27 protein-coding genes and 1 pseudogene are annotated in these 24,862 nt (G+C 66.2%); all 28 read left to right on the top strand.

Features of this window, described 5'->3' with window-relative positions:
- Positions 1-36 precede the first annotated feature (36 nt).
- Complete coding sequence (gene dnaN, locus Q7J39_RS07010) at positions 37-1,107, top strand: DNA polymerase III subunit beta (protein WP_304821961.1); 1,071 nt, start codon at positions 37-39, stop codon at positions 1,105-1,107.
- Entirely contained in the window at positions 1,107-2,510 is a 1,404-nt protein-coding gene (locus Q7J39_RS07005; RefSeq protein WP_304821959.1) for a DEAD/DEAH box helicase, read from the top strand. The genes dnaN and Q7J39_RS07005 overlap by 1 nt, the downstream gene beginning before the upstream one ends.
- Before the next feature lies 1 nt (position 2,511).
- Complete coding sequence (locus Q7J39_RS07000) at positions 2,512-3,483, top strand: DNA methyltransferase (protein WP_304821957.1); 972 nt, start codon at positions 2,512-2,514, stop codon at positions 3,481-3,483.
- Positions 3,484-3,485: 2 nt separating this feature from the next.
- Positions 3,486-3,857, top strand: a pseudogene (locus Q7J39_RS20885) (DNA cytosine methyltransferase); the annotation flags it as partial.
- 421 nt (positions 3,858-4,278) lie between these two features.
- Positions 4,279-4,614: a hypothetical protein gene (locus tag Q7J39_RS06990; RefSeq protein ID WP_304821952.1), complete on the top strand. Its 336-nt coding sequence runs from the start codon at positions 4,279-4,281 to the stop codon at positions 4,612-4,614.
- Positions 4,615-4,654: 40 nt separating this feature from the next.
- Positions 4,655-4,957, top strand: coding sequence for a hypothetical protein (locus Q7J39_RS06985; protein ID WP_304821949.1), 303 nt, complete (start codon positions 4,655-4,657; stop codon positions 4,955-4,957).
- Positions 4,958-5,436: 479 nt separating this feature from the next.
- A complete protein-coding gene (locus Q7J39_RS06980; protein ID WP_304821946.1) occupies positions 5,437-6,111 on the top strand; it encodes a hypothetical protein in 675 nt (224 codons plus the stop codon).
- Positions 6,108-6,461: a thermonuclease family protein gene (locus Q7J39_RS06975; protein WP_304821944.1), complete on the top strand. Its 354-nt coding sequence runs from the start codon at positions 6,108-6,110 to the stop codon at positions 6,459-6,461. The genes Q7J39_RS06980 and Q7J39_RS06975 overlap by 4 nt, the downstream gene beginning before the upstream one ends.
- Positions 6,458-7,027: a transcription termination/antitermination protein NusG gene (locus tag Q7J39_RS06970; RefSeq protein WP_304821941.1), complete on the top strand. Its 570-nt coding sequence runs from the start codon at positions 6,458-6,460 to the stop codon at positions 7,025-7,027. The genes Q7J39_RS06975 and Q7J39_RS06970 overlap by 4 nt, the downstream gene beginning before the upstream one ends.
- A 157-nt stretch (positions 7,028-7,184) precedes the next feature.
- A complete protein-coding gene (locus tag Q7J39_RS06965) occupies positions 7,185-7,508 on the top strand; it encodes a hypothetical protein (protein WP_304821937.1) in 324 nt (107 codons plus the stop codon).
- Positions 7,505-8,728 (top strand): phage terminase large subunit, encoded by a 1,224-nt coding sequence (locus Q7J39_RS06960; protein ID WP_304821934.1) that lies wholly within the window; start codon positions 7,505-7,507, stop codon positions 8,726-8,728. Before Q7J39_RS06965 ends, Q7J39_RS06960 begins: the two co-directional genes overlap by 4 nt.
- Before the next feature lie 12 nt (positions 8,729-8,740).
- Positions 8,741-10,756, top strand: a complete 2,016-nt coding sequence (locus Q7J39_RS06955) for an anti-CBASS protein Acb1 family protein (RefSeq protein ID WP_304821931.1) — start codon at positions 8,741-8,743, stop codon at positions 10,754-10,756.
- A complete protein-coding gene (locus tag Q7J39_RS06950; protein ID WP_304821928.1) occupies positions 10,753-11,775 on the top strand; it encodes a minor capsid protein in 1,023 nt (340 codons plus the stop codon). Before Q7J39_RS06955 ends, Q7J39_RS06950 begins: the two co-directional genes overlap by 4 nt.
- Positions 11,776-11,782: 7 nt before the next feature.
- Positions 11,783-12,037, top strand: a complete 255-nt coding sequence (locus Q7J39_RS06945; RefSeq protein ID WP_304821925.1) for a hypothetical protein — start codon at positions 11,783-11,785, stop codon at positions 12,035-12,037.
- A 37-nt stretch (positions 12,038-12,074) separates the two neighbouring features.
- Positions 12,075-13,178: a DUF2213 domain-containing protein gene (locus tag Q7J39_RS06940; protein ID WP_304821922.1), complete on the top strand. Its 1,104-nt coding sequence runs from the start codon at positions 12,075-12,077 to the stop codon at positions 13,176-13,178.
- A 56-nt stretch (positions 13,179-13,234) separates the two neighbouring features.
- A complete protein-coding gene (locus Q7J39_RS06935) occupies positions 13,235-13,990 on the top strand; it encodes a hypothetical protein (RefSeq protein WP_304821919.1) in 756 nt (251 codons plus the stop codon).
- A 53-nt stretch (positions 13,991-14,043) separates the two neighbouring features.
- Entirely contained in the window at positions 14,044-14,994 is a 951-nt protein-coding gene (locus tag Q7J39_RS06930; RefSeq protein ID WP_304821916.1) for a DUF2184 domain-containing protein, read from the top strand.
- A 68-nt stretch (positions 14,995-15,062) separates the two neighbouring features.
- Positions 15,063-15,416 carry a hypothetical protein gene (locus Q7J39_RS06925; protein ID WP_304821913.1) on the top strand — a complete coding sequence of 118 codons (354 nt, stop codon included), beginning with the start codon at positions 15,063-15,065 and terminating at the stop codon, positions 15,414-15,416.
- A gap of 392 nt (positions 15,417-15,808) precedes the next feature.
- Positions 15,809-16,171, top strand: a complete 363-nt coding sequence (locus Q7J39_RS06920) for a hypothetical protein (RefSeq protein ID WP_304821909.1) — start codon at positions 15,809-15,811, stop codon at positions 16,169-16,171.
- A 78-nt stretch (positions 16,172-16,249) separates the two neighbouring features.
- Positions 16,250-16,615 carry a DUF4054 domain-containing protein gene (locus tag Q7J39_RS06915; RefSeq protein ID WP_304821906.1) on the top strand — a complete coding sequence of 122 codons (366 nt, stop codon included), beginning with the start codon at positions 16,250-16,252 and terminating at the stop codon, positions 16,613-16,615.
- Positions 16,615-16,983, top strand: coding sequence for a hypothetical protein (locus tag Q7J39_RS06910; RefSeq protein ID WP_304821903.1), 369 nt, complete (start codon positions 16,615-16,617; stop codon positions 16,981-16,983). The genes Q7J39_RS06915 and Q7J39_RS06910 overlap by 1 nt, the downstream gene beginning before the upstream one ends.
- A gap of 1 nt (position 16,984) precedes the next feature.
- Positions 16,985-17,374 carry an HK97 gp10 family phage protein gene (locus tag Q7J39_RS06905; RefSeq protein WP_304821900.1) on the top strand — a complete coding sequence of 130 codons (390 nt, stop codon included), beginning with the start codon at positions 16,985-16,987 and terminating at the stop codon, positions 17,372-17,374.
- Positions 17,371-17,778 (top strand): phage tail terminator-like protein, encoded by a 408-nt coding sequence (locus tag Q7J39_RS06900; RefSeq protein WP_304821897.1) that lies wholly within the window; start codon positions 17,371-17,373, stop codon positions 17,776-17,778. Before Q7J39_RS06905 ends, Q7J39_RS06900 begins: the two co-directional genes overlap by 4 nt.
- A 95-nt stretch (positions 17,779-17,873) precedes the next feature.
- On the top strand, positions 17,874-19,082 hold the full coding sequence (locus Q7J39_RS06895; RefSeq protein WP_304821890.1) for a phage tail tube protein: 1,209 nt from the start codon (positions 17,874-17,876) through the stop codon (positions 19,080-19,082).
- Positions 19,083-19,161: 79 nt separating this feature from the next.
- Positions 19,162-19,575, top strand: a complete 414-nt coding sequence (locus Q7J39_RS06890) for a hypothetical protein (protein ID WP_304821887.1) — start codon at positions 19,162-19,164, stop codon at positions 19,573-19,575.
- A 422-nt stretch (positions 19,576-19,997) separates the two neighbouring features.
- The gene (locus Q7J39_RS06885) at positions 19,998-20,291 is read left to right on the top strand and encodes a hypothetical protein (RefSeq protein WP_304821884.1); all 294 of its coding nucleotides are present in this window, start codon (positions 19,998-20,000) and stop codon (positions 20,289-20,291) included.
- Between the two features lie 181 nt (positions 20,292-20,472).
- On the top strand, positions 20,473-23,694 hold the full coding sequence (locus Q7J39_RS06880; protein WP_304821881.1) for a phage tail length tape measure family protein: 3,222 nt from the start codon (positions 20,473-20,475) through the stop codon (positions 23,692-23,694).
- The gene (locus Q7J39_RS06875; protein WP_304821878.1) at positions 23,694-24,854 is read left to right on the top strand and encodes a hypothetical protein; all 1,161 of its coding nucleotides are present in this window, start codon (positions 23,694-23,696) and stop codon (positions 24,852-24,854) included. The genes Q7J39_RS06880 and Q7J39_RS06875 overlap by 1 nt, the downstream gene beginning before the upstream one ends.
- Positions 24,855-24,862 lie beyond the last annotated feature (8 nt).

Genomic DNA, 24,862 nt, shown 5'->3' with positions numbered 1-24,862 from the left:
GAACGCGCGCCCCTCTTGGCTGCCCTCTCGCGCCTGATGGGCGTGGTGGAGCGCAAGCACTCAATTCCCACGCTGAGCAACGTCCTCGTGTCGGTGTCGGCGGGTTCGGTGCGCATCCGCGGGACCGATCTCGAAATGGAGGCGATCGAGGTTGTCGCCGCCTCTGTTGACGAACCCGGCGATGTCTTGGTCTCGGCTGACAAGCTGCATGACATCGTCCGAAACGCCGATGCCGGCGCCCAGATCACCATCTCGACCAAACGCGACGACCCGCGCCTGAGGATCCAGTCGGGCCGGTCCAACTTCAACGTGCCCACGATGGACGCGGCGGATTTCCCTGAGTTCAAGGCCGATGGGCTTTCGGCGCCGTGGTCGATCTCGGCGAAGACGCTGGCCGACATGCTGTCGCGGGTGGCGTTCGCTCGCGGTGATCAGAGCACGATCAACGCCATGTGCGGGACTTATCTCGTCTCGGCCGAGGCTGAGCTTCACGCCGTGGCTTGCCACAAGGCGGGGCTGGCCGTGCGCCGCGAGGCTCTGCCGTCTGGCGCTGTCATCGCCGCCGTTCTCCTGCCGAAGCTGACAACCCACCTCGTGCGCTGGCTGGCCGAGACCCAGGGCGAGGTGACGGTCTCGTCGTCGGCAAGCCTCATCCGCTTCCTGGCCGGCGACTCCACCCTCACCAGCAAGGTCTTTGATGGCGGATACGTCTCCTATGGCCGGGTGATGATGGAGGAGCACAAGGTCTCCGCCATCACGGATCAGGACGCCCTCTCGGCCGCCCTGAAGCGCGTCATGATCATGGGCGAGAGCAAGACGGGATCCGTCCGCCTGGCCGTCTCGGAAGGAGAGATCGCCCTCACCGCGAAGAACAACGCCGCGGGCGACGGCGCTGACGAGATCGCGTGCGAGTTTGACGGACCCGCAACGAACTTCCTCATGAACGCCGACATGATGCAGGCGGCGCTCGCCAGCCTTCGCGGCGACGCGGTGTCGCTGGGCTTCGATCCGGTGTTCAGCAGCGATGATGTCCGCTCGGGCCAGGTCGTGATGCGCGCGCCATCCGACCCGGCGATGGTGATCAACCTCATGACGATGAGGGCCTAGTGCAGGACCTCGCCGGATACCACGAGCTGATCGCCCGCAAGCGCATCGCCTTTGAACCGAGGGGGTTGGCTTCGGTTCCGAGCCTGAGCGCGGACCTGAAGCCGCATCAGGCGCATTGCGTGGACTTCGCTCTGCGTCAGGGCTGTTCGGGCCTCTACCTCGACACCGGCCTGGGCAAGACCTTCTGCGCCCTGGAGTGGGGCAGGGTGGTGGTGGAGCACACCAACCGTCCGGTGCTGATGCTCGCCCCGCTCGCGGTCTCCAAACAGCATGAGCGCGAGGCGTCGCGCTGGGGCATCGACGCGGTCGCCATCCGAGAGCCTGACGAGATCGCCGGGCCTCGCATCTACATCACGAACTACGAGCGGCTCGCCAAGTTCGATCCTTCCCTCTTCGCCGGCGTCATCACCGACGAAGGGAGCATCATCAAATCCTTCACCGGCGCCACCACGCGGGCGCTGATGAAGGCGTTCGCCGAGACCCCCTATCGGCTGTCCTGCAGCGCGGCGCCCGCTCCGAATGACCACATGGAGCTCGGCCAGCAGGCGCAGTTCCTCGGCGTGATGGCGTCCAGCGACATGCTCGCCAGGTGGTTCTTCGCTGACCAGGCGAACATGGGGAAATACCGGATCAAGGGCCCCGGCGTGACGGACTTCTGGCGCTGGGTCGCCAGCTGGGCGCGCTGCGTGTCGACCCCGTCGGATATCGGCTTCAGCGACGACGGCTACATCCTGCCGCCTTTCAAGGTGACGCGCCACGTCGTCCAGGCCGACACCTCCATCGACCCGGGCGTCGGCCGCAACGGTCAGCTGCACTTCCTTCGCGTTCCCGACACCTCGGCCACGTCCATCCATCGCGAGAAGCGGCTGACCGCTGACGCCCGCGCGGACAAGATCGCCGCGGTCGTCGCCCAAGAGCCGAACGAACCGTGGATCGTCTGGTGCGACACCGACTACGAGGCTGACGCTCTCACCGCCCGCATCCCTGGCGCGACGGAGGTTCGGGGCTCAATGCATCCCGACCTGAAGGAAGAGCGGCTCACCGCCTTCGCTACTGGCGCCGTGAGGATCCTGATCACCAAGCCTTCGATCGCAGGCCAGGGTCTCAACCTGCAGCACTGCGCTCGCATGGCCTTCGTCGGGCTCTCGTTCTCCTACGAGCAATATTACCAGGCCGTCCGGCGCTGCTGGCGTTTCGGCCAGGACCGGGAGGTGCAGGTTCACATCGCCTGCGCCGACACCGAGGAGTCGATCTGGAACGTGGTCAGCCGCAAGGCCGGCGACCACGACGTGATGAAGGCCGCCATGACGAAGGCGATGGCCGAGGCCGTCGTCCACAACCGCGGCTACGTCACCTACCAGCCCACCATCAAAGCGGCTCTGCCCGCATTTATCGGGGCGTGACATGGAAGTTCTGAATCAGGAAATCGGTGAGCGCTTCGCCGCCTACAACGCCGACTGCGTCGAGTTCAGCCAGTCGCTGCCCGACAACTCCATCGACTTCACCGTCTACTCGCCGCCGTTCTCGAACATCTACACCTACTCCGACAGCGAGCGGGACATGGGCAACGTCGAGGACGACGCCGCCTTCTTCGAGAACTACCGCTACATGGTGCGGGAGAAGCTCCGCATCACCCGGCCCGGCCGTCTGACCGCGATCCACGTCAAGGACATCCCCTACCATCAGGGGTCCAGCGAGCGCGGCGACAGCGGCCTGCGCCCCTTCTCGGACCTCTGCACCCAAGTCCATCGGGAGGAGGGGTGGAGCTTCCACTGCCGGATCACGATCTGGCGTGACCCCGTCCTCGAGCGCGGCAAGACCAACGCGCACGGCCTGCTTCGAAAGACCCGGCGGGCCGACGCGAGCTTCTGCCGCGTGGGGATGCCCGAATACCTGATGATCTATCGCAAGTGGGCGACCGAAGAGACCGCCCACATGGTCAAGCCGATCTCCAACCCGAACTACCCGACCGAGCTCTGGCAGCAGGAAGCCTCGCCGGTCTGGGATGGCGAGACCATCTGGAACTATCGCCTCGGCCAGTCGGGCAAGGGCGACTACGATCTACGCGCTACTGAGGTCCTCAACGTCAAAGCGGCCAAGGATGAGGAGGCGATCAAGCACCTCTGCCCCATGCCGCTGAACGTCACGCGCCGCGCCCTGACGCTATGGAGTGCTCCCGACGACGTGGTGTTCTCGCCCTTCATGGGTATCGGGTCCGAGGGCTGGGAAAGTCTGAGGGCCGGACGCCGCTTCATCGGGACTGAGCTGAAGGGCTCCTATTACGACACGGCGGTCGTGAACCTGCGCGAGGCAGCCGCGGCGGGCGAGGGGCCGGACATCTTCGCTGACTCTTCCGCCATGGAGAGCACAGCGTGACGATGACGGTTCTCGACTTATTCAGCGCAGCCGCCGGCGGCTGGTCCCTGGGCATGCACCGGGCAGGCTTCACGACCGTAGCCGCGTGTGAGCGCGAAGAATGGCGCCGCATCCTCTATGCGGAGAACAATCCTGGTGTTCGCCTCTATGACGACGTCTGCACGCTCACGGCGGGACGCCTTGTCGCCGACCTTCGAGCTCTTCCCGACATCATCGTCGGATCACCGCCCTGCCAAGACATCTCAAGCGCCAACACCAAGGGCAAAGGCGTCGACGGCGAAAGATCCGGCCTCTTCTTCGAAGCTATCCGCATCATCGGAGAGGTCCGCCCTCGTTGGTTCGCTCTTGAGAACAGCGCTAATCTCCGAACTCGCGGGGCAGACCGGGTCGTCGATGCACTGGCGAAACTCGGCTACACCTGCTGGCCATTCGTGGTCGGTGTTGGCGACGGAAAAATCGCGGCCGGCATTGGCGGGAACAACGAACGCGCCAGGTCCTGGCTCATCGGCTGCGACCTCGCCCAAATTGCCGACCCCTACAGCCACCCAGTACGGCTCGCAGAGCTATCCCGAGGACCCGAGCCGCAAGCGTCCGTCCCTCTCTACGCTGCTTGCGACGCCTCGGAAGACCGACGCGGATCGGGGCTTCCGGGGGGACCTCCTGGCCCAACTGCAGAACCAGAACAACCGACATGCTGGAATGCTCTCGACGCCGCGGGCCTCGGACATGAAGGCCGGCGGTCATGGGGACGTGGGTCGGATGGGGACGGTTCGTCACCAACTCCAAAAGGCAATGATGCCGACGCCGCTCAAGAGCGACCGGAAGGGCTCGCTGGGCGTCCATGGCGGGGGAGGGCGGGTGAAGTCGCAGAATGTCCCGACCTACCTGCGGGATGCGAAGTGGGACTACGCCCGTCAGATCGCCTCGCTGCTCTCCAGCACCGGCCTGACTGGTCACTCGATGACCTTGCCCGTCACATACGGCTGGATGATGGGCTACCCGCCTGGGTGGCTGGCGCGCGCGTTGCGGTCGGCGGTCCTCGCGGGACGTCTGCCGCTAGCCTCATCGTCGAAGCCTTCGGCGATTCCGTCTGCCCGCAAATCCCGGAAGCGATCGGCCGCGCCATCCTGAGGACCGAGGCCGCGCTGGCTGCTGTCTATTCGGAGGCCGCATGACGATCCCTCCCACCCCCCAGATGGCCGAGACTCTGGCCGCGATCCGTCGGCTGACAGTCGACGGCGTCCCTCCGAGCATGCAGTCCCTCGCTGAGGCCTGTGGATACCGGAGCCGAGGATCATTCCACCAGACCCTCGAACGCATGCGCAGCCGGGGCCTGATCACCTGGGAGCGAGGCAAGGCGCACTCGCTGCAGATCGTCGACGCAGAGCCCGACTACGAAGCCATGCCGACGGAAAGCCTGATGCGCATCCATCGCCGGATCGAGGCGGTGCTGGCGAACAGGGGTGCAGCGTGACGTCTCAGCCCAAACTCTGGAACGAACGCGACTTCGACGAGTGCTGCTATGCGGTCAGTGGTGTCGGAAACGACACGATGGTCTGCGCGGCCCCTTGCCGGGGGTCCTACTGCACAGATCATCGTGACCCGGAAACTGGCGTCATCGCCCCGTTCCCGACCCGCAAGAGATCTGCTTCGCGGAAGCCTCCGAAACTTGGTCCTCCGTCGCCAGCAGCAGCGCAACGGGTCGCCCAAATCCCGAGCCCCAAGCTCGCCGAGATCGTGGCGATTGTGGCGGAGATTCACGGCGTTTCGGTCTCAGACATTGTGGGTCCGAACAAGGCGGTGTCGCTCTCTCCCGCACGTCAGGAAGCGTCGTGGCTTCTGAGGCGGCAAGGCGCAAGCTGGGAGCAAGCAGCCCGAGCCCTCGGAAAGACGGCCAAGAACACCAAGCGCCACGCTGGCGCCTACGGCGATCGCCTTGAGGGAGCGGGCTAGGTGAGCCAGCCCTGGATGAAATTCTATCCCCGCGACTGGCGCGGCGACCAGGCCCTTCGGGTCGTGTCGCTGGCTGCGCGGGGCCTATGGATGGAGATGCTGTGCATCATGCACGAGGCGTCCCCTTACGGTCATCTCCTGATCGGCGCGAAGCCCGTGACAGATGACGCCCTAGCCCGCGCGGCAGGAGCCAGCATAGAGGAGGTCCAAGCCATGCTTGTCGAACTCCACGACGCTGCCGTCTTCGACCGCTCGCGTAATGGCGTCATCCTCTCCCGGCGTATGATCGCTGATCAAAAGAGGTCCGAAGTCGGCCGGAAGGCCAAAGTAGAAGCCCTTGAAAAGGCGAAGGGAAATCCGCGACCTTCAAGGTCAACTACAAGCCCCCCTTCCACTCAGAAGCCAGAAGCCAGAGCTAAGGTAGAAGGGCCCAATAGCCCTTCTACCCTTAGCGACGCGAAGAATGATTTTTTAGGACCGAAGGAAGTTCGGCAGGCCTTCTGCGAAGCATTGGACGATGGCTGGTGCCGCAGCTACCTCGATCCCTGCGGCTGGCAGGACGTTCCTGATCGCGCCCTGGTCCCCCACACCGCCTTGGCCGGCCGGAAGTTGGTCCGCGAAGGCCGCGCCGTCCTCGCGAAGCTTGGACTCATCGTTTTGGAGAAAGCCGCATGATCATCCTCGCCGCCGCCATGTCCGGCCTCATCCTGTGCGCTGATCCGTCCATCACCGACGGCGACACCTTCCGCTGTGACGGGAACCTGAAGATCCGCCTCTGGGGCATCGACGCGCCGGAACTGCAAACCGACGCCGGCCCAGCTTCACGCCGCGCCCTGGCCGACATCACCCGTGGCCAGACCCTCGTCTGCAAGCATCGGGGCAAGAGCTACGATCGCGTCGTGGCCCAGTGCTTCATCGGAAACGCCGACGTCGCCGAACGCATGGTTCGCCAGGGCCAGGCGGTCGACTGGCCGAAGTTCTCCCGCGGCCACTATTCGAAGTTCAGCAAAGGATCTCGTCGATGAGCACATGGTTCGTCTGCCGCGTCACGACCCGCCAGGAGAAGCGCATCCTGGCCGCCTTCGAGGAGAAGGGGATCACCGCCTACTGCCCGATGGAGCGGAAGTGGTCCCTCCATGCCCGCCCCAAGGTCGCGATCAGCCGGGCGCTGTTCCCGGGCTACGTCTTCGCGGTCCTGCCTGATGACGAAGCCCTCGACGCCGCCCGCTCGGATCGGCGGGTGCGCGAGATCATGTGCGACAAGTTCGGTCAGCCGATCGCGGCGACCACCCGCTCGCTCCGCGGGCTCTTCATCGCCGACATGTTCCACGAGTTCGATGAGACGTGGGTGGCGCCCAAGCGCAAGCGGCCGAAGGGGAAGAAGTACTCCCACAAATGGGCGGCCGGACAACAGGCCAAGATCACCCGCGGCCCCTACGAGGGCTTCATCGCCAGGGTGATCAAATCCAAGGGCAAGGAACGCGTCGAGATCATGCTCACGCTCTTCGGGCGCGAGTGGGAGTGGAATGTGTCGCAGGCCGACCTCGAAGAACTGCCAGCACAAGATATTGCGCGCGATCTGGCCGCGTGACATACATGCGGTAGTGCTTCGCTTCGCGAGGCAGGGATGATCGACCTGAGGCTGTCGCTTCCGTAGCGCGCGAGGTTGACCCCGGCCAACCCCACTCGGTTCGGCCCAAATGATGGCGCGTGTCCGCTGCTTTGAATTACAATCAAGGAAATCAAACATGGCACCTCGTGGGGGCGCTCGCCCCGGCGCGGGCCGGAAGCCAGGCGCGGTCAGTCAGGCCAAGCGCGAGATCGCCGAAATGGCGAAGGATCACGCTGAGACCGCGCTGCAGGTTCTCGTGACCGTCGCGAACAACACCCAGGCGCCGAGCGCTGCTCGGGTGTCGGCGGCCACGGCGATCCTTGATCGCGGCTACGGTAAGCCCCGCCAGTCAGTGGAGCTTGAGGGCGCACTCGCCGGGACGATGACCGTGACCTATGTCACCACAGCCTCTGGCCCGGCGCCCGCGCCCAGCGAAGAGGATTACGAGACCCCGGCGTGATCTACGAGCCGATCCCGGCCTATCGGTTCCTGACCGAGAAGCCGCTGGGATCCTATCGGTTCAGGGCAGCGTTCGGGGGTCGGGGCGGGGCGAAGTCCTGGGAGTTCGTCGACGCGGCGATCTTCCACACCGTCACCACGCCCAGGCTGCGCACGATCTTCCTTCGGGAGATCATGGCCAACCTCAAGGAGTCGTCGCTGGAGCTGGTGCGAAACCGGCTTGAGCACTACGGCCTGCTGAACACCTACTTCCGCGAGGTCGACGGCTCGTTCGTCGGAATGGGCGGCCAGAAGGTTCTTTTCATCGGCCTCTGGAAGGGCAACAAGCCGGACGGGATCAAGTCGCTTGAGGGCGCTGGCCTGACGATCTTGGAGGAGGCGCAGGAAGTGCGCCAGGCCTCCCTTGACGTGCTGCTGCCCACCATCATGCGGACGCCGATCTCCGAACTCTGGGCCATCTGGAACCCGCGCCTAGCGACCGACCCGATCGACGTCTTCTTCCGCGGCCCGGTGAAGCCAAAACGGGCCATCGTCCGGAAGATCAACTACGACCAGAACCCGTTCTTCCCCGAAGCCCTTCGGGAGATGATGGAGCTCGACTTCCTGAAGGACCGCCTCCGGGCGATCTGGATCTGGCTGGGCGGCTACATGCCGTCGGTGCAAGGCGCGATCTGGAACCGCGAGGGCCTGGATCGGGCCTGGCAGGCCGGGCGGCTCGTCGAGAGCGGATGGGGCAGGGTGGTTGTCGGTGTCGACCCCTCCGGTGGCGGTGACGACGTGGGTATCGTGGCTGTAGCTGAGTACGGCGACGGCGCGATCGTTCTCGAGGACGCCACCTGTCCGGCGGCCAGCCCTATGGCCTGGGCCACTGCCGTCGCCAAGTGCGTGGAGCGCTGGAAGGCCGACTGCGTAGTCGCCGAGAAGAACTTCGGCGGCGATATGGTGGAGAGCACTCTCCGCGCCGGCAACGTCCGCGCCCGGGTCGTCATGGTCACCGCCAGCCGCGGGAAGCACGTCCGGGCCGAGCCCGTCGCCGCCCTCTACGATCAGAACCGCATTCGGCATCTACAGCCGTTCTCGCTCATGGAAGCCGAGATGCTGATGACCACTCCCGCCGGATACCAGGGCGAAGAGTCACCGAACCGCCTCGACGCCGTCGTCTGGGCGATTACCGAGCTGAAGCTTGAAGGCTCGCAATACAACATCTCGGCGTTCACCTAGGAAGGGGACCGCATGCCGCCTTCCCCTATCCGCCGCACGGGCCGCCCAGGCGGCCTGACGATGGACGGCCTGTCCAACGTGATCTCCGGCGTGGGGACCTCGGTCGATAAGCGGTCCTACGACACCTACACCCTCACGGCGCCCATCACTCAAGGCGAGGTCGAGAGCGCCTATCGCACCTCCTGGCTCGGCCGGAAGATCCACGATCTGCCTCCCTTTGACATGGTTCGAGAGTGGCGCGACTGGCAGGCGAAAGCCGATCAGATCGAGAAGCTGGAAGCCGAAGAGGCTCGCCACGGGCTGCGCAACAAGATCCGCAAGGCTCTGACCTGGGCGCGGCTCTACGGCGGCGCGGCGTTGATCCTAGGCGTGAAGCAAGGCTCCCCCGATCAGCCGCTCACGGCCAGCGCCGGCCTCGGCGCCCTGAAGTACGTCCACGTCGTCACCCGTCACCAACTGACCATCACGGAGATGGACAGCGATCCGGAGTCCGACTTCTTCGGTCAGCCGCTGTTCTACGAGATGAGCAGCCTCAAGGGTCAGGTCCGCATCCACCCGTCGCGCGTGATCGCTTTCGTCGGTCAGCCCATCCCCGAGGGGTCGATGGGCGTGAGCGGCCAGGATACGTTCTGGGGCGATCCGCTCATGCAGAGCGTGCGCGACGCCGTGAGCAACGCCGACCTGTCGCAGAACGGCATCGCCAGTCTGGTGCATGAGGCGAAGATCGACACCCTGTCGATCCCTGGCCTGTCGAACAGCCTCGCCACAGTCGAATATGAGCAACGGCTGATCAAGCGACTGCAGGTCGCCAACCTCGCCAAGTCGCTGCTGAACACCCGCGTTCTCGACTCCGAGGAGAAGTGGGAGACCCGCCAACTCAGCTTCACCGGCATGCCCGACCTGATGGACAAGTTCCTGCAGATCGTCGCCGGCGCCGCAGACATTCCCGTCACCCGCCTCCTGGGCACGTCGGCCAAGGGCCTGAACGCGACCGGGGAGGGCGACAACGACAACTACGACGAGATGATCAGCGCCCGGCAGGAGATGGACCTCCGCCCCTGCCTGGAGCGCCTCGACGCAATCCTCATCCCCTCCGCGCTGGGCAGCCGCCCGCCTGAGGTTCACTTCATCTTCGCCCCGCTGGAGAAGTCCGACCCCAAGGAACAGGCCGAGATCGCCGACAAGCGGGCCGACACCGCCAAGAAGTACGTCGACAGCGGCCTGGTGCCGCTCGTCGCTATGGCGAAGGCGGTTCAGAACGGCCTCATCGAGGACAGCACCTATCCCGGCCTGGAAGCCGCGCTGGCAGAGACCAAGGCGACCGTCGGCCTGCCGGTGGAGCTGTTCAAGGTGCTGCTGACGGCTTGGCAGGGTGGCGGGGCTCCCATCGAGGCCGTCTACGAGCGCCTCAACGCCGCCGGGCTCCTGCCTGCCGGCATGACGATCGACACGTTCAAGGCCGCGATTGAAGAGGGCGGAGAGGCCCTCGGAGAGATGGACGAGGGCGACGAAGGCGGCGACGTCGAGGACCCGATGCTGCGGCTCGCCGCCAATGACGCCGAGCCGCGCACGCTCTACGTTCGTCGCGACGTCCAGAACGCCGCCGAAATCCTGGCCTGGGCCAAGGCCCAAGGCTTCACCACCACCCTGCCGGCCGATGACCTGCACGTCACCATCACCTACAGCCGCTCCCCCGTGGACTGGATGGTGATGGGCGAGAACTGGTCGGGAGACGGCAAGGGCGTCGTGACTGTCCAACCTGGCGGCCCCCGCATGATGGAGCGGTTCGGCGAGGCCACGGTGCTGCTGTTCTCCTCGACGGAACTGCAGTGGCGCCACATGCACATGGTCGAGAAGGGCTGCTCCTGGGATCACCCCGAGTATCAGCCCCACGTCACGATCAGCTACGCCGCGCCCGAGGGAATGGACCTGTCCAAGGTCGAGCCCTACCGCGGCGCCATCGTCCTGGGCCCTGAGATCTTCGAGGAGCTTGACGAGGACTGGGCCGGGAAGGTGGTCGAGGCGTGACCAGCCGCGCCGAGCGGGCGTTCGACGCCGCGGTGAAGCATCGCATCGGCCTGAACCGCTACTCTTCGTGGCTGGTTCGCCGGGTGATCTCGCAGCTTAACCGGGTCGAGAAGGACATCATCAGCCGCCTGGCTGAAGCGGCTCCCGACAGTGTCGCGGGCGGAAGGCTTGAACTGCTGCTGGACGCCATCCGCGTGCTTCAGGCGCAGGGGTGGGTGACCATCAAGGCCCGGCTCACCGAAGACCTGACCGACCTGGCTGAGGCCGAGGCGCTGTTTTCCGATCGGCTGACAAAGCTGGCGGCCCGGCCTGAGGCCTTCACCGTCTTCTCCCCGGCCCCTCCCGTGGGTCAGGTGATGGCTGCGGTTCAGGCCCGGCCGTTTCAGGGCCGGTTCCTCAAGGGGTGGCTGGACGACGCGGAGGAGGGGGCGGCCAAGCGGGTTCGCGAGACCATTCGGCAGGGCTTCATCGAAGGGCGCCCGACTGCAGAGATTGTCCGGACCCTTCGGGGCACGCGGGCCAACAAGTATCGCGACGGGGTGCTGGAGATCAGCCGGCGCGGCGCCGAGGCGATGGTCAGGACGGCCATCACCCACACGGCCAACGTCGCGCACGAGGAAGCCTACCAGGCCAACTCCGACATCGTTCGCGGCGTCGAGTGGGTCAGCGTTCTGGACAGCCGCACGACGATGATCTGCGCCAGTCGGGACGGGAAGATCTACCCCATCGGCAAGGGACCTCGCCCGCCGGCGCACATTGGCTGCCGATCCACCACCATCCCCGTGGTCGACAAGATCGAAGGGGTGGCCGAGTTCAACCGCCCGACCTATCCCGAGTGGCTCGCCAACCAGTCGGCCGCCGCGCAAGACGACATTCTGGGCCCGGCGCGCGGGCGGCTGTTCCGATCCGGGGGCTTGAAGGTCGAGAGCTTCGTGGATCGCAAGGGCTCGCTCCTGACGCTCCAACAGCTCCGCGAGCGAGATGCCGAAGCTTTCCAGCGGGCAGGTCTCACGCCATAGTCGAGGCGTGGATGCCCCGAAATTCCAGATCATCCCCGGCGGCAAGGCCGACAAGGGGAAGCCCAAGAGGAAGCCTCGGGCCAAGATGGGGCCGACCTGGCACTGCCGCCGCTGCATCAAAGACACCGGCCAGATGACCAGCACCTTCCTCCGGGTGACGACCGATCCGATGGACCTGGGCGACCGCCTCGTGGGCGGCAAGGCCAACTGGGTCTGCGTTCACTGCCTGTCTCGCGGCGTCGTGTCTCACCAGACCGTCTAGGCGACCGGCGCTCAGCGCCACGCATAAGGACATCGTTATGCAGTTCTACGACACCGTCGTCCTCGACGGCGTGCGCAAGACCCGCGACGGCTACCTGGTGGCCAGCGCGAAGACTGCCCGCACCGGCATCCAGACCTATACCGCGGGCGAACTCGGCCTGACCGATCGCCAGCCGACCGACGTCATTCGCGTCTACCGCTCGCCCGAGGAGGTCTTCAGCAAGGATGCTCTGGCCTCGATGGCTCATCGGCCCGTGACGGTCGATCACCCGAGCGAGATGGTCGACGCCAGCAATTGGAAGAAGCACAGCGTCGGCATGACCGGCGATGAAGTGGCGCGAGACGGAGAGTTCGTCCGCATCCCCCTGACCCTGATGGATCAGGCCGCCATCATCGCCTGGGAGGGTGGCCGCAAGGAACTCTCGTGGGGCTACACCTGCGATCTCGACTTCACCGACGGCGTGACGCCGCAAGGCGAAGCCTACGACGCCATTCAGCGCGGCATCCGCGCCAACCATCTCGCCACGTGCCGCAACGCCCGTGGCGGATCCGAACTTCGGTTCGGCGACGACAACCCCAACCATGGAGGCCAGGACATGGCTCTCAAGACCATCATCGTGGACGGCCTCCCGGTCGAAACCACTGACGCCGGTGAAGCCGCCGTCAACAAGCTTCGTGGCATGCTGGACACCGCCGGCAAGGCCCTCACCGACGCCAACGCGGCCCACGCCACGGCCATCGCCGCGAAGGACGCCGAACTGGGCACGAAGGACGCCACCATCGCCGATCTGCAAAAGCAGGTCGTGACCGGCGCCGCCCTCGACGCCCTGGTGGCTGATCGCGCCGCCGTCACCGCCAAGGCTAAGGCCATCGCGCCCACCCTGGACGCCGCCGGCAAGACGAACGCCGAGATCAAGCGCGCCGCCGTGTCCGCCAAGCTCGGCGACGAGAAGGTGAAGGACAAGTCCGACGACTACGTCGGCGCCCTGTTCGATCACCTGGCGGCCGACACCGGCGAGGCCGACCCGGTGCGCGACGCGATCCGCGACAATGTCCACAACGTCAACGACGCCACCAAGGTCGTCACCGACGCCCGCGCCGCCTACCTCGCCGATCTGCACGGCGAAAAGGCCGCCGCCTAAACCCCACAATCCGGCCCGCTGGGAAGCGCGCCCTGCCCTGAGAAGGAACCGCCGACATGGCGACCTACCAAACCACCTATTCCGCCGCTCCTGCGAAGGGCCTTCCGGGTCAGATCGCGAACGAGGAGAAGTGCAACAAGGTCTCCCGCACCGTGGAGTCCGCCGCTGGCATCGCCTTCGGTCAGCCGGCCTTCCGGGGCTCGGGCGACCATGGCGTGATCCTCGGCGGGACCTTCGCGGCGACCGGCGCGGGGTCCATGGCGGCTGGCAACACCGGCGCCGCCACGATCACCGCGGCTCCGGCTGTGGCCGCCGGCGCGAAGCAGGGTCGCTATCTGCTGACCGCTGTCACCGCCGGCGCGACCGCTGCCTGGCTGTTCTCCGACCCCGACGGCACCGAGCTGGGTGAAGTCACCACGGGCTCGGCGGCCACCATCGCGGGCATCGGTCCGTTCACCATCACTGACTCCGGCACCGACCCCGCCATCGGCGATCAGGCCTACATCGACGTGACCTACACGGCCAACGCCAAGTTCCTCGGCCTGGCCGTGCTCAACGCCGCCGTGCCGCCCCTGGCCTCCGGCGCCTCCAACCCCGACCTCTACCCGCAGTACTTCACCGGCGCCTTCATGACGATGGGCCAGATGTACGTCACCGCGGGCGCTGCGGTCGTGGACGGCGGCGACGTCTACTGGAATCCGGCCACCGGCCGCTACACCTCGACGACCACCCACATCCGCATCCCGAACGCTACGTTCGACACCTCGGGCGGCGACGGCGACATCGTCGAGATCTCCCTCAAGCTCCGCTAACCCCAATCCGCCCGTCGTGACGACGCGCGTTCCCTGAGAAGGACCAGAGGCACATGCCGCAAGCTTTCACCGACGCCCAGGCGGCGCTGCCCTTCGTGGTGGCCCAGGGGCGCAACATCGAGGCCGGCGTTTACGCGCGCCGTTACCCCACCCTCAACTACAACCGCGTCCTGCCCATCGTCACCGAGGGGAACCAATGGGCCATCGGCACGACCTTCTTCACGGTCGACAGCGCCGGTGAGGCCAAGTTCATCTCCGGCGCCGGGACGGACATGCCGTTCAACAAGTCCAGCCGCGATCAGGCGTCGCACGACTTCGCCATGATCGGGTCGGGCTGGGAGTGGAACCTCGAAGAGGTCAACCAGTCCGCGCTCTACGGCATCAACCTGCCCGCCACCGATGCGGCCTCGGCCACCGACAAGATCGAGCGCCTGCTGAACAGCATCGCGTTCACCGGGTCGACCGAGAAGGGCTGGACCGGCTTCGCCAACAGCTCGGCCGTTCCGCGCGCCGACGTGGCCACCCCTGGCACCTTCTGGCCGGCGAAGACCGTCGACCAGATGCTTGCCGACGTCGATGAGGTCCTGGGCCGCGTTCGCACCCAGACCGAGGAAGTCGAGTGGGCCGACAGCATCGCGCTGCCGCCCGTCGCCTTCCGCACCGCGGCCACCAAGCGCCTGGGCGCCGGGGACGGCTTCATGACCGTGCTCGAGTACATCAAGAAGAACAACATCTACACCGCCGAGACCGACCAGCCCCTGAACATCTACCCCGTTCGGGAACTGGCCACGGCCTCGCAGGACGGCGGCGGCCGGATGGTGGCCTATCGGAAGGACCGGGAAGTCGTGCGCTTCCACCTGCCGATGCCCCGCACGGTCCTGCAGCCGCGCATGAAGTCCCTCATGGGCTTCGAGCAGGGCATCATCGCCCGCACCGGCGGCACCGAATGGCGTCTGCCCAAGTCGGCCGCGTATGCCGACGAACTGACCGCCCCTCCGGCCTAACGCCGGCTGACGAGTAGCGGCCCCGCCCCACCAGGCGGGGCCTTTCTCCCCAGATCAGGAGACGCGCCATGAAGGCGGACATCACCAACACCTCGAAGGCCGAGCAGGGCGTCTATACGACCGATGGCCTTAAGTTCATCGCGCCGGGCCAGACCCGCACGCTCGCCCTCGCGGACGACTATGTGGAGCGCGCCAAGAGCCTGCCGTTCCTGACGATCAAGGCCTCGGACCCCCTCGACCACGACGGCGACGAGAAGAAAGGCGGCGCCCATCCGCCGGTCGGCCAAGGCTACGACGCCATGACCGTTCCGCAGCTGAAGGAACTGGCCGCCGCTCGCGAGATCGACCTGGGCGACGCCAAGAAGCGTGACGACATCGTCGCGACCCTTGAGTTGGCCGACGAGGCCGCCGCTCAGGCCTAACCCACATTCGGCCAAGTAACAAGATTGACTAAATCAGCCTTTTCGGCCCTGCCGCTACCCGCTATATTCTTGGGATGCTTCAGACCGGAGAGATGAGGAAGTGCAGTAAGTGCGGTGAGCCCAAACCCGCGACGGCCGATTACTTCGCCCGGCAATCGCACCGGCGCAGCGGACTGTCCGCTGACTGCCGGGCATGTAGGCGGGCTGAGCAGGCTTTGCGGAAACACGATCCTGCGGCCCATCAGCGGACCCTCCGAGAGCGGGCGATCCGTGACGGCCGAGATCCTGAGGCCAGAGGGCGCCCGAAGCAGACGCCGGCAGAGCGGCGCGCTCGGCAACGACGGGCAGCCAACCTTTGGCGCGCACGCAACGCGGACACGGTTCGGGCGGGCATGCGCGCGGCGAACAGAAAGCGTCGGGCCACGCTCTCCGGCGCACTCAATCACCGGATCAGCTCGAACGTCTATCAATCGCTCAAAGTGAGGGGCGGCAGAAAGGCGGGGCGACGTTGGGAGCAGTTAGTCGGCTACTCGACCGACGACCTTAGGGCGCATCTGGAGCGACAGTTTAGGCCCGGCATGTCGTGGGCGAACTTTGGTGAATGGCACGTCGACCACATCGTGCCGCTTGCGTCGTTTACGTTCGCCAGTCCCGACGACGACGAATTTAGGGCCGCATGGAGCCTGGCTAACCTGCAGCCGCTTTGGGCCCTCGAAAATCTTCAGAAGCGAGATCAGCGGCTCACGCTGCTCTAGCCGACACTCATCCGGGGCATGGGCAGCCCCGCCCGCGCCGCAGTTGATGCGCCGCCGTCCCCAACGGGAGCCCCCACTATGGCCTACACCACCCCGACCGCCGCCGACTTGAAGGCGAAGTTCCCGACCTTCGCCGCCGTGGCTGACGGCGTCGTCACCTCGGCGATCACCGACGCGAACCGCCAGGTCGACGAGAGTTGGCTGGAGGGCGACTACGCGAACGCGATCATGCTGCTGGCGGCCCACAATCTGGCGCTGGACGGCCACGGCGCGAGCCGGGAAATCCAACTCTTGGGCTTCAAGCGCGTCAAGGTCGGCCCTCTGGAGTTGGAGCGGGCGGCCTCTTCGTCCGACGCGGCGGCCGGATCGCTGGGCTCGACGTCGTTTGGCGTCCGATATGCCGAGCTTCGCCGGCTAAACTTCTCGGGCGGGATCGTCGCCTGATGAGCACCTTCCTCGACGACATCTTCGGCCCGCTCACGCTCGATATGGTCGGGCTGTTCGGGAAGTCGGTGACGCACTCGCGTGTGACGCCGGGGGCCTACAATACCGCCACCGGGACCGCGACGCCCACCACAGTGACCCAGACGCTCCCGGCCATCATCGAGGAGTACAAGGGCGCCGAACTGATCAGCGGTCTGGTGAAGGCTGGCGACAAGAAGGTCAGCATCGCAGGCGCGGCGTTCGATAGCCCGCCCGAACCCACCGACACCATCACCGTGGGTAGCGTGCCTTATTCCGTCGTCGAGGTCGCCGCGATCTACTCGGGCGAGGACGTGGCGTTGTTTGTGCTCAAGTGCCGAAAGGCGTGAGATGGCTGGTCAGTTCGAGATGGCGCTATCGCAGTTCGCCCAGAAAGCCGGCGAGCGGGCGGACGCCGCGGTCCGAGAGGTTGTTCTCGAGGTGGGCGCGCGATTGATCGCTCGCTCTCCCGTTGACACCGGTCGTTTCCGCTCGAACTGGCACTACAGCGTCGATGCGCCCAGATCTGTCATCACAGCGTCGACGGGCGAGCGGGCGGTAACCGGCGTCGAGGCGATGCCCAGGGACGCTTCGGGGCGCATTCACTACATCCAGAACAATCTGCCCTATGCGATGGCCCTGGAGCGCGGCCACTCCAAACAGGCCCCCAACGGGATGGTCGGGCTGACCGTCCTTGAGTTCTCCGGCATCGTAGACGACGCCCTCAGCGTGACCCGATGAGCGTGGTTGCCATCAGGGCCGCCCTGGAAACCGCCCTGGCCGCGATTTCTCCGGCCTTGGCGACCGCTGCCGAGAACGTGGCCTACACCCCGACACCCGGCACGCCCTACCAGCGCGCCGCCGTCCTGTTCGCCCGCCCCGACAATCAGGAGCTTTCCGCCGCACACGTCGCGCAGGGCTTCATGCAGACCACGCTCTGCTATCCGACCAATGCGGGCCCAGGAGCTGCCTCGACCAGAGCCGAGTTGATCCGCACGACGTTCTATCGCGGGCGCTCCCTGACCCCAGTTTCCGGCGTCACTGTCACCGTCTTCACCACGCCCGAGATCATGCCGGGATACGTCGACGGCGACCGCTATTGCATCCCGGTCCGCGTCTATTTCAGGGCCCCCGTCGGGGCCTGACAATGCTCCACCCGAACCGAGAGGGGAGGGGAACGCTACGCGCTGACCCTGCATGGGCGCGCACCCTCAACCCAATCCCTTAGGAGATCACCACCATGACTGTGGCACAGGGCATCGCGACCACCTTCGCCCGGGTCAAGCAATCGGCGCTCGGCACGCCCGGCTCGACCGGCAGCGCCCTCGCGCGCCGCGTCACCGCGACGTTCAACCTTGACCGTGACAAATACTCGAACAACGAGATCGCTTCCCACCAGCAGTCGACCGGCGACACCGCCGGCATCGGCAAGACCAGCGGCAAGCTCAACGCCTTGCTATCGGCGGGCACCTATCAGCTGGAGTTCGCGGCCCTGCTGCGAAAGCTGTTCGTCGCCACCACGCCGATCGCCTCGCTCTCCGTCACCATCGCCGGCTCCGGCCCGACCTACACGATCGCGCGCTCCTCAGGCTGGTGGACCGACGGTGTCAAGGTTGGCGACGTGATCCGCCTTTCGGTTGGCACGCTGAACGCCGCCAACATCTCCAAGAACCTGCTGATCACCGCCCTGACCCAGACCGTTGCGACCGTCGTTCCCCTGAACGGCGTGGCCCTGGTCGCGGAGGGCCCGATCACCGGATGCACCGTCACTGTCATCGGCAAGAAATCCTGGGTTCCCACCTCGGGCCACACCAGCGACTATTTCTCCTGGGAGAAGTGGCACGCTGACCTCTCGCGCTCGGAACTGTTCACCGACGTGAAGGTGGCGATGGCCGAAATCGCCCTGCCGGCCTCTGGCAACGCGACCTGCAACTTCGACTTGCCGGGCCTGGGCCGCACCTTGGGCGCCTCGCAAGTCCTGACCTCCCCCGCCGCCGAAACCGCTTCCACCGTTCTGGCCTCCGTCCAGGGCAAGGTTCTGGTGGGCGGGACCGTTACCTCGATCACCGGCGCCCAAGTCCAGATCGGCGGCAACATCCAGCCGGGCGAGGCCGAAGTCGGCTCCAACGCCATCAGCGACCACCAAGTCGGCCGCGTGATGGTCTCGGGATCGTTCACCGCCAAGTTCTCCAGCGCCACCCTGCAAACGATCTTCGATGACCAGACCGCCACCAGCCTGGTTCTGGTCGTGGCTGACAGTTCCTCGGCCACTGCCGAGTTCATCACCTTCGTCATGAGCAACATCAAGCTGTTCAGCGACAGCGCCGACGACGGCGAGAAAGAGATCATCCGCACCTACACCTTCACCGCGGCCATCAACGGCGCCGGCGGTGCGGCCCTGGCGAACCATCAGACGATCATCTCCATTCAGGACAGCCTCGCGGCCTAAGCCGGCGCCTGAACAGCCTCCCTGCCTCAACTTTACGCGACGGTCGCGCCGTCGTGCTTCTTCACGAAAGCAGATCCCCATGTTCGACGTGTCTACTCTCGCCGCGGAAGAATGCTTCCAGATCATCCTCAACCACCCGGCCACCGGGGAGCCCCTGGAGGGCGAGGGCGGCAAGCCCTGCGCCGTCACCGTCTATGGCCCCGGCTCCAAGCCCTTCGCCGCTGCTAAGGCTGCCTCCTCGAACCGCGCCGTCAAGCGCCTCCGGGCCAAGGGCAGCGTGGAGAGTTCCGCCGAGGAAGACGCCGCCGCGACCGCATCTTTCCTGGCCGCCATCACCAAGTCGCTCGACAATTTCACCTACAAGGACGGTGAGCCCGGCCCGGCCATGTTCAGAGCCCTCTACCTCGACCCGGGGATGGGTTGGCTGGCCGAGCAGGTGAACAACGGAGCCGGCGACTGGGCAAATTTTACGGCGAAGTCACCCAAGCCCTAGTCGATTTCGCGACCGAACACTTCGCTCTTGCCGCGCCACAGTCTGACGGCGCCCCGCTTCGCGACCACCTCGAAAGCCTGGCCCGGCAAGGTGATCCGGAGGCGGCGGCGCAGTTGGAGGCCAACCGGGGACCGCCGCCAGAGACCGAATATCTCTGGCATCACTTCCTTACCCTCCACGCCACCCGGGCTCACAGCGGTGAAGGCCCTTCCCGACTGACCCGCCTCGAAATCCACGCCTGGCAGGCCGACGAGGGGGTTCCGCTCCTCCATTGGGAGCGCCGGGCTATCATGGCGGTGGACTCAGCGTGGGTCGCTGCGGCACATGCCCAGCATGCCGAGGCCGCCGCCCGCGCAAAGAGTGAGGCCAAGGGTGGACAAGGCGGGCGGGGCGCGTAGCGTTCGGGAAACTGGAGGGCTCCAATGCGCATAGTTCTGATCGGCCTCGGCCTCACTCTCATGCTTGTCGGCCTGTTCTACGACATAGGAGCGCCAGGCGGCGAGGTTGTGAACCTGGGCCGGATTGCCGAAAAGCAGATCGTGTTTTCCCTCGGAGCCGTGTTCTTCCTGGCAGGCGTCGTGATGTTGGGCGCCCATCGCATTGTTGGGGCCATCGGGGGCAAAGCGCCGGCCGACACGTCCGAGTCTGAAGCCCCCGTTGTTCTGCGCCCGGGTTACGTCGTGGGCGGGCGAAAGCCGAAGGAGCCGAAGGTCTAGGGCTTCGGCAGTTTTCGGAACTCCATCGTTATCAGTGCTTCCGACGCAAGTTAGCGCAACGCCTCGGGCCGCGACGGCTTAGGTTCAGGCTGCACGGCGGCCCCGTCGCATTTCAGAACATCACATCACCAATCTCGCCGCCTCCGGGCCGCGGGGCGAAACCCCTTGAGAGGAGTCCTTGATGGCTGAGTTCGCCGACCTCACTCTCAGGATTGACGCCTCCTCCGTTGCGGCTGGGGTCCAGAGCCTCGATGCGCTTACCGCCGCCGGCGCGAAGGCCGAGAAGTCAGCCGAGAAACTCACCGCCACCCAGCGCGGGCTAGGCCAGTCCACGACCGGCGCCACAAGCCCCCTGCGGGAAATGGCCGAGGCGATCAAGCGGGTCGAGGCCGATCAGCTGGCCGCCGCGCGCTCCGCGAACCAACTCGTGGCGGCCAACGACAAGCTGGCGTCCTCGTCGACCAAGGCCGGGATGGCGGCGAAGGGGGCTGCCGTCTCCTTCACCGACTTCCACGACGCCGCAAGCCGCGACTTTGCAGCTCAGTACGTCCAGCAGATGGGGGCTATGGCCGCCGCGCATGGCAGGGTGGCGGCGTCTTCCAAGACCCTCACCCTGACGACGCTCAACCTCTCGCGCCAGTTCGCAGACATCGGCGTGACGGCGGCAATGGGGATGTCTCCCCTGATGATCGCAATTCAACAGGGACCCCAGATTGCCGACGCTTTCGCCCAGGCCAAGACCCAGGGGCTCGGGTTCAAGGATGCGCTGGCGGGTATGGCTCGCGCCGCCGCCTCGCTCATCGTGGCGTGGGGACCACTTATCGCCGGAGCCGCCGCGGTCGGGGCCGCCTTCTTGCTCTGGCGTAAGCACGCCGACGACGTGAAGGAAGCGCTGGAAAAGACCGCCGAAGCTGGGCGGGGGCTGATTGAGGTCCAGAACGCGACTCGCGAAGCCTTCAGCAGCGCCGCCGAGTTCGCGGACAAATACGGCATCGCCAGCGCCGGTCTATCCCGAGCGATAGACGCGGTGATCATCAGCCAGAACGCGGCATATGCCGAGACGCTGGCCGGTATCGACGCGACCGATGCCGCCGGCCGCGCCGCAGTACGCCGCGCCGAGCTTGAGCGGCTGGCCACGGTCGCCATCCTCAAGCGCGCCGCCGCTGACGCCACCGCAAGGGCTGCCATTTCGCAAGGCGCAGTGAAAGAGGCGCGAGGCGCAGCCTTCGGCTCCGGCATGATCGCCGCCATTGGCATGGGCGGGAACATGGAGGCCCTGCGCGTTGGCCAGGCTGCCGAGGCGGCCAAGTTCAAGGCTCTGGGCGGCGTCGCCGCCGCCAAGGCCGCCGCGCAAGAATTGGCCTACGCCAAGTCCCTAAACCAATCGGCCGATGCGCTGATGACCGCCAAGCTGATTATTCCGGAGGTCTCCAAGGCCCACGACAGCGCGACTCGCGCAGTTGGCCGCCACGCTGGCGCGGTGAAAGCCCTCAAAGAGGCGATCGACCGGACACAACCCGCCGTCGCGGACCTGTCGAAGCTCGTCAACCTCGACGCCCCGGCCAGCACGAAGGGCTTTGATCGCACGCTCAAGGAATTGAACGGCGAACTGAAGACCCTCCCAGACATCACGGCCAAGGCCACGGACGCGATGGAGGAGTTCTACAAAGCCGCGAACGATGCCGGAAGCGGCGTCGATCAGATGTTCTATGGCCTCAAAAACCGCGACTGGATGAGCGCGGTGTCTGGCCTGTTGAGGGCGGCCAAGGCAGTCCAGTTGGCGTTCGGCAAGGACGGAACGACTAGCGGAAAAATCGGTGCAATCGCCGGCATCGCCGACGCTGCCGGCCAGGCCATCGGCGGCAAGGCGGGCGGGGCTCTGAGCGGTGCAGCGGCAGGCGCGATGGGCGCCGTCGCGGCTGGCGCGGGTGCGGTTTCGCTGGGCTTCATGACAGCAGCCACCCTGGCCGGCCCCGTCGGATGGGCCATAGCTGGGATCGGCGCCCTTGCGGGCGCGATCTTCGGTCTCGGCGGGGCGTCCAAGAAGGCCAAGGCCGAAGCGGCGGAACAGCGCCGAGCTGCCGAGGCCGCAGCGGCCCAGCGCGCTCTGGATGTCGCCAATCAGCGCCGCCAAATTGAGCTCAACATCGTCGCCCTGTCCGGCGACGCCATCGCGACCCTGGCCGCCCAGCGCGAGGCCGAAATGGCGGGCATCGACGAGACCAATAAGGCCCTGATGCGCCAACTCTACGCCCTTCAGGACGCCAAGAAGATCACCGACGAGCGCACTGCCTTGGAGGTCCGCTATATGCAGGCCACGGGCGACGAGGCGGGGATCCTAGCGAAGCTGCGCGCCGAAGAAACCAAGGGCATCGACGGCACCAACCGGGCGCTGCTGGACCTCGTCTACGCCCAGGAAGACTTCGCCGGCCGTCTAGCGGGAGCGAAGAACGATCTCGCCGCCGCCTATGAGCGCGAGGCTTCGGCCATCAGCGCGACGCAGGACAAGTTCGCGGGTCTGGCGAAAACCCTGCGCGAGTTCGGCGACAGCCTCGACCCTTCGACGTCGGCTGTGGGTGGATCCTATGCCGCGGCGAAGTTCGGGTTTCTGAAGACCGCCTCGGGGACGGACGCGGAGTCGTTGGCGGGCATCCCCGACGCGGGCCGCGCCTTCATCGCCGCGTCGGCCGCCAATTCCAGGACCCTGCTGGCCTATCAGCGCGACCTCGCCACCGTTCGCAACGCCACGCGGGCCGGCGAGAACAGCGCGCTCAACCAAGCCAGCATCGCCGAACAGCAACTTGCGGGCATCAAGGCGCAGGTCTCAGGCCTGATCACCCTCAACGATAGTGTTCTGAGCCTGCCTGCGGCCATTGCGGCGCTCCTGGCTGTCCAGGCGACCGCCCCGACCGCGACGCCCGCGACGGTGGCCCCCGCGGGCCCCAGCGCCGCGTCCCCGAACTGGACCTCGTACCTGGCGAACAATCCCGACGTGATGGCCTGGGCGCAGTCCGGCCACGGCGATCCCACCAAGCCCATCGACGGCCAGACCCTCGAAGACCGGGCCATGTACCACTACTACAACTCCGGCATGGCCGAAGGCCGCACGCCCTTCGCTGCCGGAGGCATCTTCACGAACGGCATCGTCAGCCAGCCCACCGGCTTCAACATGGGGCTGATGGGGGAGGCTGGTCCGGAGGCGATCATGCCGCTGGTGCGGGGCCCTCGCGGCCTTGGCGTCCGGGCCGCCAATGACGACGGCGAGATCCGCGCCCTGCGCGAACAGGTCGCCGAGCTGACCACGGTTGTCCGCGGCATGGCCTCCGACACCGCGAAACTGCGCAGCAACATCCAGACCGTCACCGAGGACGGCAGGGCCATGCAGACGGAGGCCTACGCCTGATGGCTCGCGTGATCCCGCCGCTCTCGATCACCAACGATATGCTCACCTCGAGTACCTGCGCCGAGCCCCACGCGACGGAGCTCGCCTACAACGCCGGCACGACCTACGCGCTGGGCGACCGGGTGATCCTGGGGTCTCCGTCCTCGACCGTGACCATCACCAACGCCTCGCCCGCCGTCGTCTCCTGGGCGACCCACGGCCAGGCGGACGGAACCCCCGTCGTCTTCACCACCACGGGCGCCCTGCCGACTGGCCTGACCGCGGGCCGGGTCTACTACATCGTCCAGTCCGCCGCCGGCACGTTCAAGGTCGCCGAGACGCCCGACGGGACGCCGATCAACACCTCCAGCGCGGGTTCAGGCACCCACACCGCCACGACCTTCGTGCACCGGGTCTATGAGAGCCTGCAGGCTTCGAACACCGGCCATTACCCCGCGCTTGCGGCGTCCTCGACTTGGTGGGCTGATGTCGGACCCACGAACCGCTGGGCGATGTTCGATCTGGAGCGGAACACCGGCACGACCCAAGCCTCACCGCTGACCGTGGTTCTGACGCCGGGCGTGCGCGTGGATAGCCTCGCCCTGGTTGGCCTGGTGGCGGACTCCGTGACCATCAGCATCACGGTCTCGGTGGTCGAGGTCTATACCGCCACGGTGAACCTCAGCACGCGCGTGGTGCTGAACGCGTATGACTACTGCTTCCTGCCCTTCAGCTACGCCGCCGCAGTCGCCAAGTTCGACCTCCCGCCCTACACGAACGGCGTCATCACCGTCACGATCACCCGCGCCTCCGGCGCCGTGACTTGCGGCGGTCTGGTCACGGGCCTGAACACCTATCTCGGGACCACGATCCATAGCGCCGAGGCCGACGCCCTGAATTTCTCGCGCGTCACCCGCGACGAGTACGGCAACTCCGAGCTGGTCCCCCGCAGGACGGTCCCGAAGGTCAACATGGCCATCGTCTGCGAGAAGGCCAACGTGAACAAGGCCCGCGCCATCCAGGCGCTCGGCAACGCCACCCCGATGCTGTGGTCCGGCATCGACGATCAGGACTCCGGCTACTTCGAGGCCGTGCTGATCCTGGGCATCTACAAGGCCTTCCGCATCAGCATGGACCGGCCGGAAACCGCCACGATCTCCCTCGAGCTGGAAGACGTATAAACCATGAC

It is taken from the genome of Phenylobacterium sp., assembly GCF_030651185.1.
In the GTDB taxonomy this organism is placed as follows: domain Bacteria; phylum Pseudomonadota; class Alphaproteobacteria; order Caulobacterales; family Caulobacteraceae; genus Phenylobacterium.
The sequence above is the reverse complement of the archived record's forward strand: the minus strand, read 5'-3'. Positions and strand labels throughout refer to the sequence as shown.

What these genes read in the sequence shown, in the direction of transcription:
- dnaN (WP_304821961.1), top strand. Translation starts at nt 37, where the DNA reads ATGGGCGTGGTGGAGCGCAAGCACTCAATTCCCACGCTGAGCAACGTC.
- Q7J39_RS07000 (WP_304821957.1), top strand. Translation starts at nt 2,512, where the DNA reads ATGGAAGTTCTGAATCAGGAAATCGGTGAGCGCTTCGCCGCCTACAAC.
- Q7J39_RS06990 (WP_304821952.1), top strand. Translation starts at nt 4,279, where the DNA reads ATGCCGACGCCGCTCAAGAGCGACCGGAAGGGCTCGCTGGGCGTCCAT.
- Q7J39_RS06985 (WP_304821949.1), top strand. Translation starts at nt 4,655, where the DNA reads ATGACGATCCCTCCCACCCCCCAGATGGCCGAGACTCTGGCCGCGATC.
- Q7J39_RS06975 (WP_304821944.1), top strand. Translation starts at nt 6,108, where the DNA reads ATGATCATCCTCGCCGCCGCCATGTCCGGCCTCATCCTGTGCGCTGAT.
- Q7J39_RS06970 (WP_304821941.1), top strand. Translation starts at nt 6,458, where the DNA reads ATGAGCACATGGTTCGTCTGCCGCGTCACGACCCGCCAGGAGAAGCGC.
- Q7J39_RS06965 (WP_304821937.1), top strand. Translation starts at nt 7,185, where the DNA reads ATGGCACCTCGTGGGGGCGCTCGCCCCGGCGCGGGCCGGAAGCCAGGC.
- Q7J39_RS06955 (WP_304821931.1), top strand. Translation starts at nt 8,741, where the DNA reads ATGCCGCCTTCCCCTATCCGCCGCACGGGCCGCCCAGGCGGCCTGACG.
- Q7J39_RS06940 (WP_304821922.1), top strand. Translation starts at nt 12,075, where the DNA reads ATGCAGTTCTACGACACCGTCGTCCTCGACGGCGTGCGCAAGACCCGC.
- Q7J39_RS06935 (WP_304821919.1), top strand. Translation starts at nt 13,235, where the DNA reads ATGGCGACCTACCAAACCACCTATTCCGCCGCTCCTGCGAAGGGCCTT.
- Q7J39_RS06930 (WP_304821916.1), top strand. Translation starts at nt 14,044, where the DNA reads ATGCCGCAAGCTTTCACCGACGCCCAGGCGGCGCTGCCCTTCGTGGTG.
- Q7J39_RS06925 (WP_304821913.1), top strand. Translation starts at nt 15,063, where the DNA reads ATGAAGGCGGACATCACCAACACCTCGAAGGCCGAGCAGGGCGTCTAT.
- Q7J39_RS06920 (WP_304821909.1), top strand. Translation starts at nt 15,809, where the DNA reads ATGCGCGCGGCGAACAGAAAGCGTCGGGCCACGCTCTCCGGCGCACTC.
- Q7J39_RS06915 (WP_304821906.1), top strand. Translation starts at nt 16,250, where the DNA reads ATGGCCTACACCACCCCGACCGCCGCCGACTTGAAGGCGAAGTTCCCG.
- Q7J39_RS06910 (WP_304821903.1), top strand. Translation starts at nt 16,615, where the DNA reads ATGAGCACCTTCCTCGACGACATCTTCGGCCCGCTCACGCTCGATATG.
- Q7J39_RS06905 (WP_304821900.1), top strand. Translation starts at nt 16,985, where the DNA reads ATGGCTGGTCAGTTCGAGATGGCGCTATCGCAGTTCGCCCAGAAAGCC.
- Q7J39_RS06900 (WP_304821897.1), top strand. Translation starts at nt 17,371, where the DNA reads ATGAGCGTGGTTGCCATCAGGGCCGCCCTGGAAACCGCCCTGGCCGCG.
- Q7J39_RS06895 (WP_304821890.1), top strand. Translation starts at nt 17,874, where the DNA reads ATGACTGTGGCACAGGGCATCGCGACCACCTTCGCCCGGGTCAAGCAA.
- Q7J39_RS06890 (WP_304821887.1), top strand. Translation starts at nt 19,162, where the DNA reads ATGTTCGACGTGTCTACTCTCGCCGCGGAAGAATGCTTCCAGATCATC.
- Q7J39_RS06885 (WP_304821884.1), top strand. Translation starts at nt 19,998, where the DNA reads ATGCGCATAGTTCTGATCGGCCTCGGCCTCACTCTCATGCTTGTCGGC.
- Q7J39_RS06880 (WP_304821881.1), top strand. Translation starts at nt 20,473, where the DNA reads ATGGCTGAGTTCGCCGACCTCACTCTCAGGATTGACGCCTCCTCCGTT.
- Q7J39_RS06875 (WP_304821878.1), top strand. Translation starts at nt 23,694, where the DNA reads ATGGCTCGCGTGATCCCGCCGCTCTCGATCACCAACGATATGCTCACC.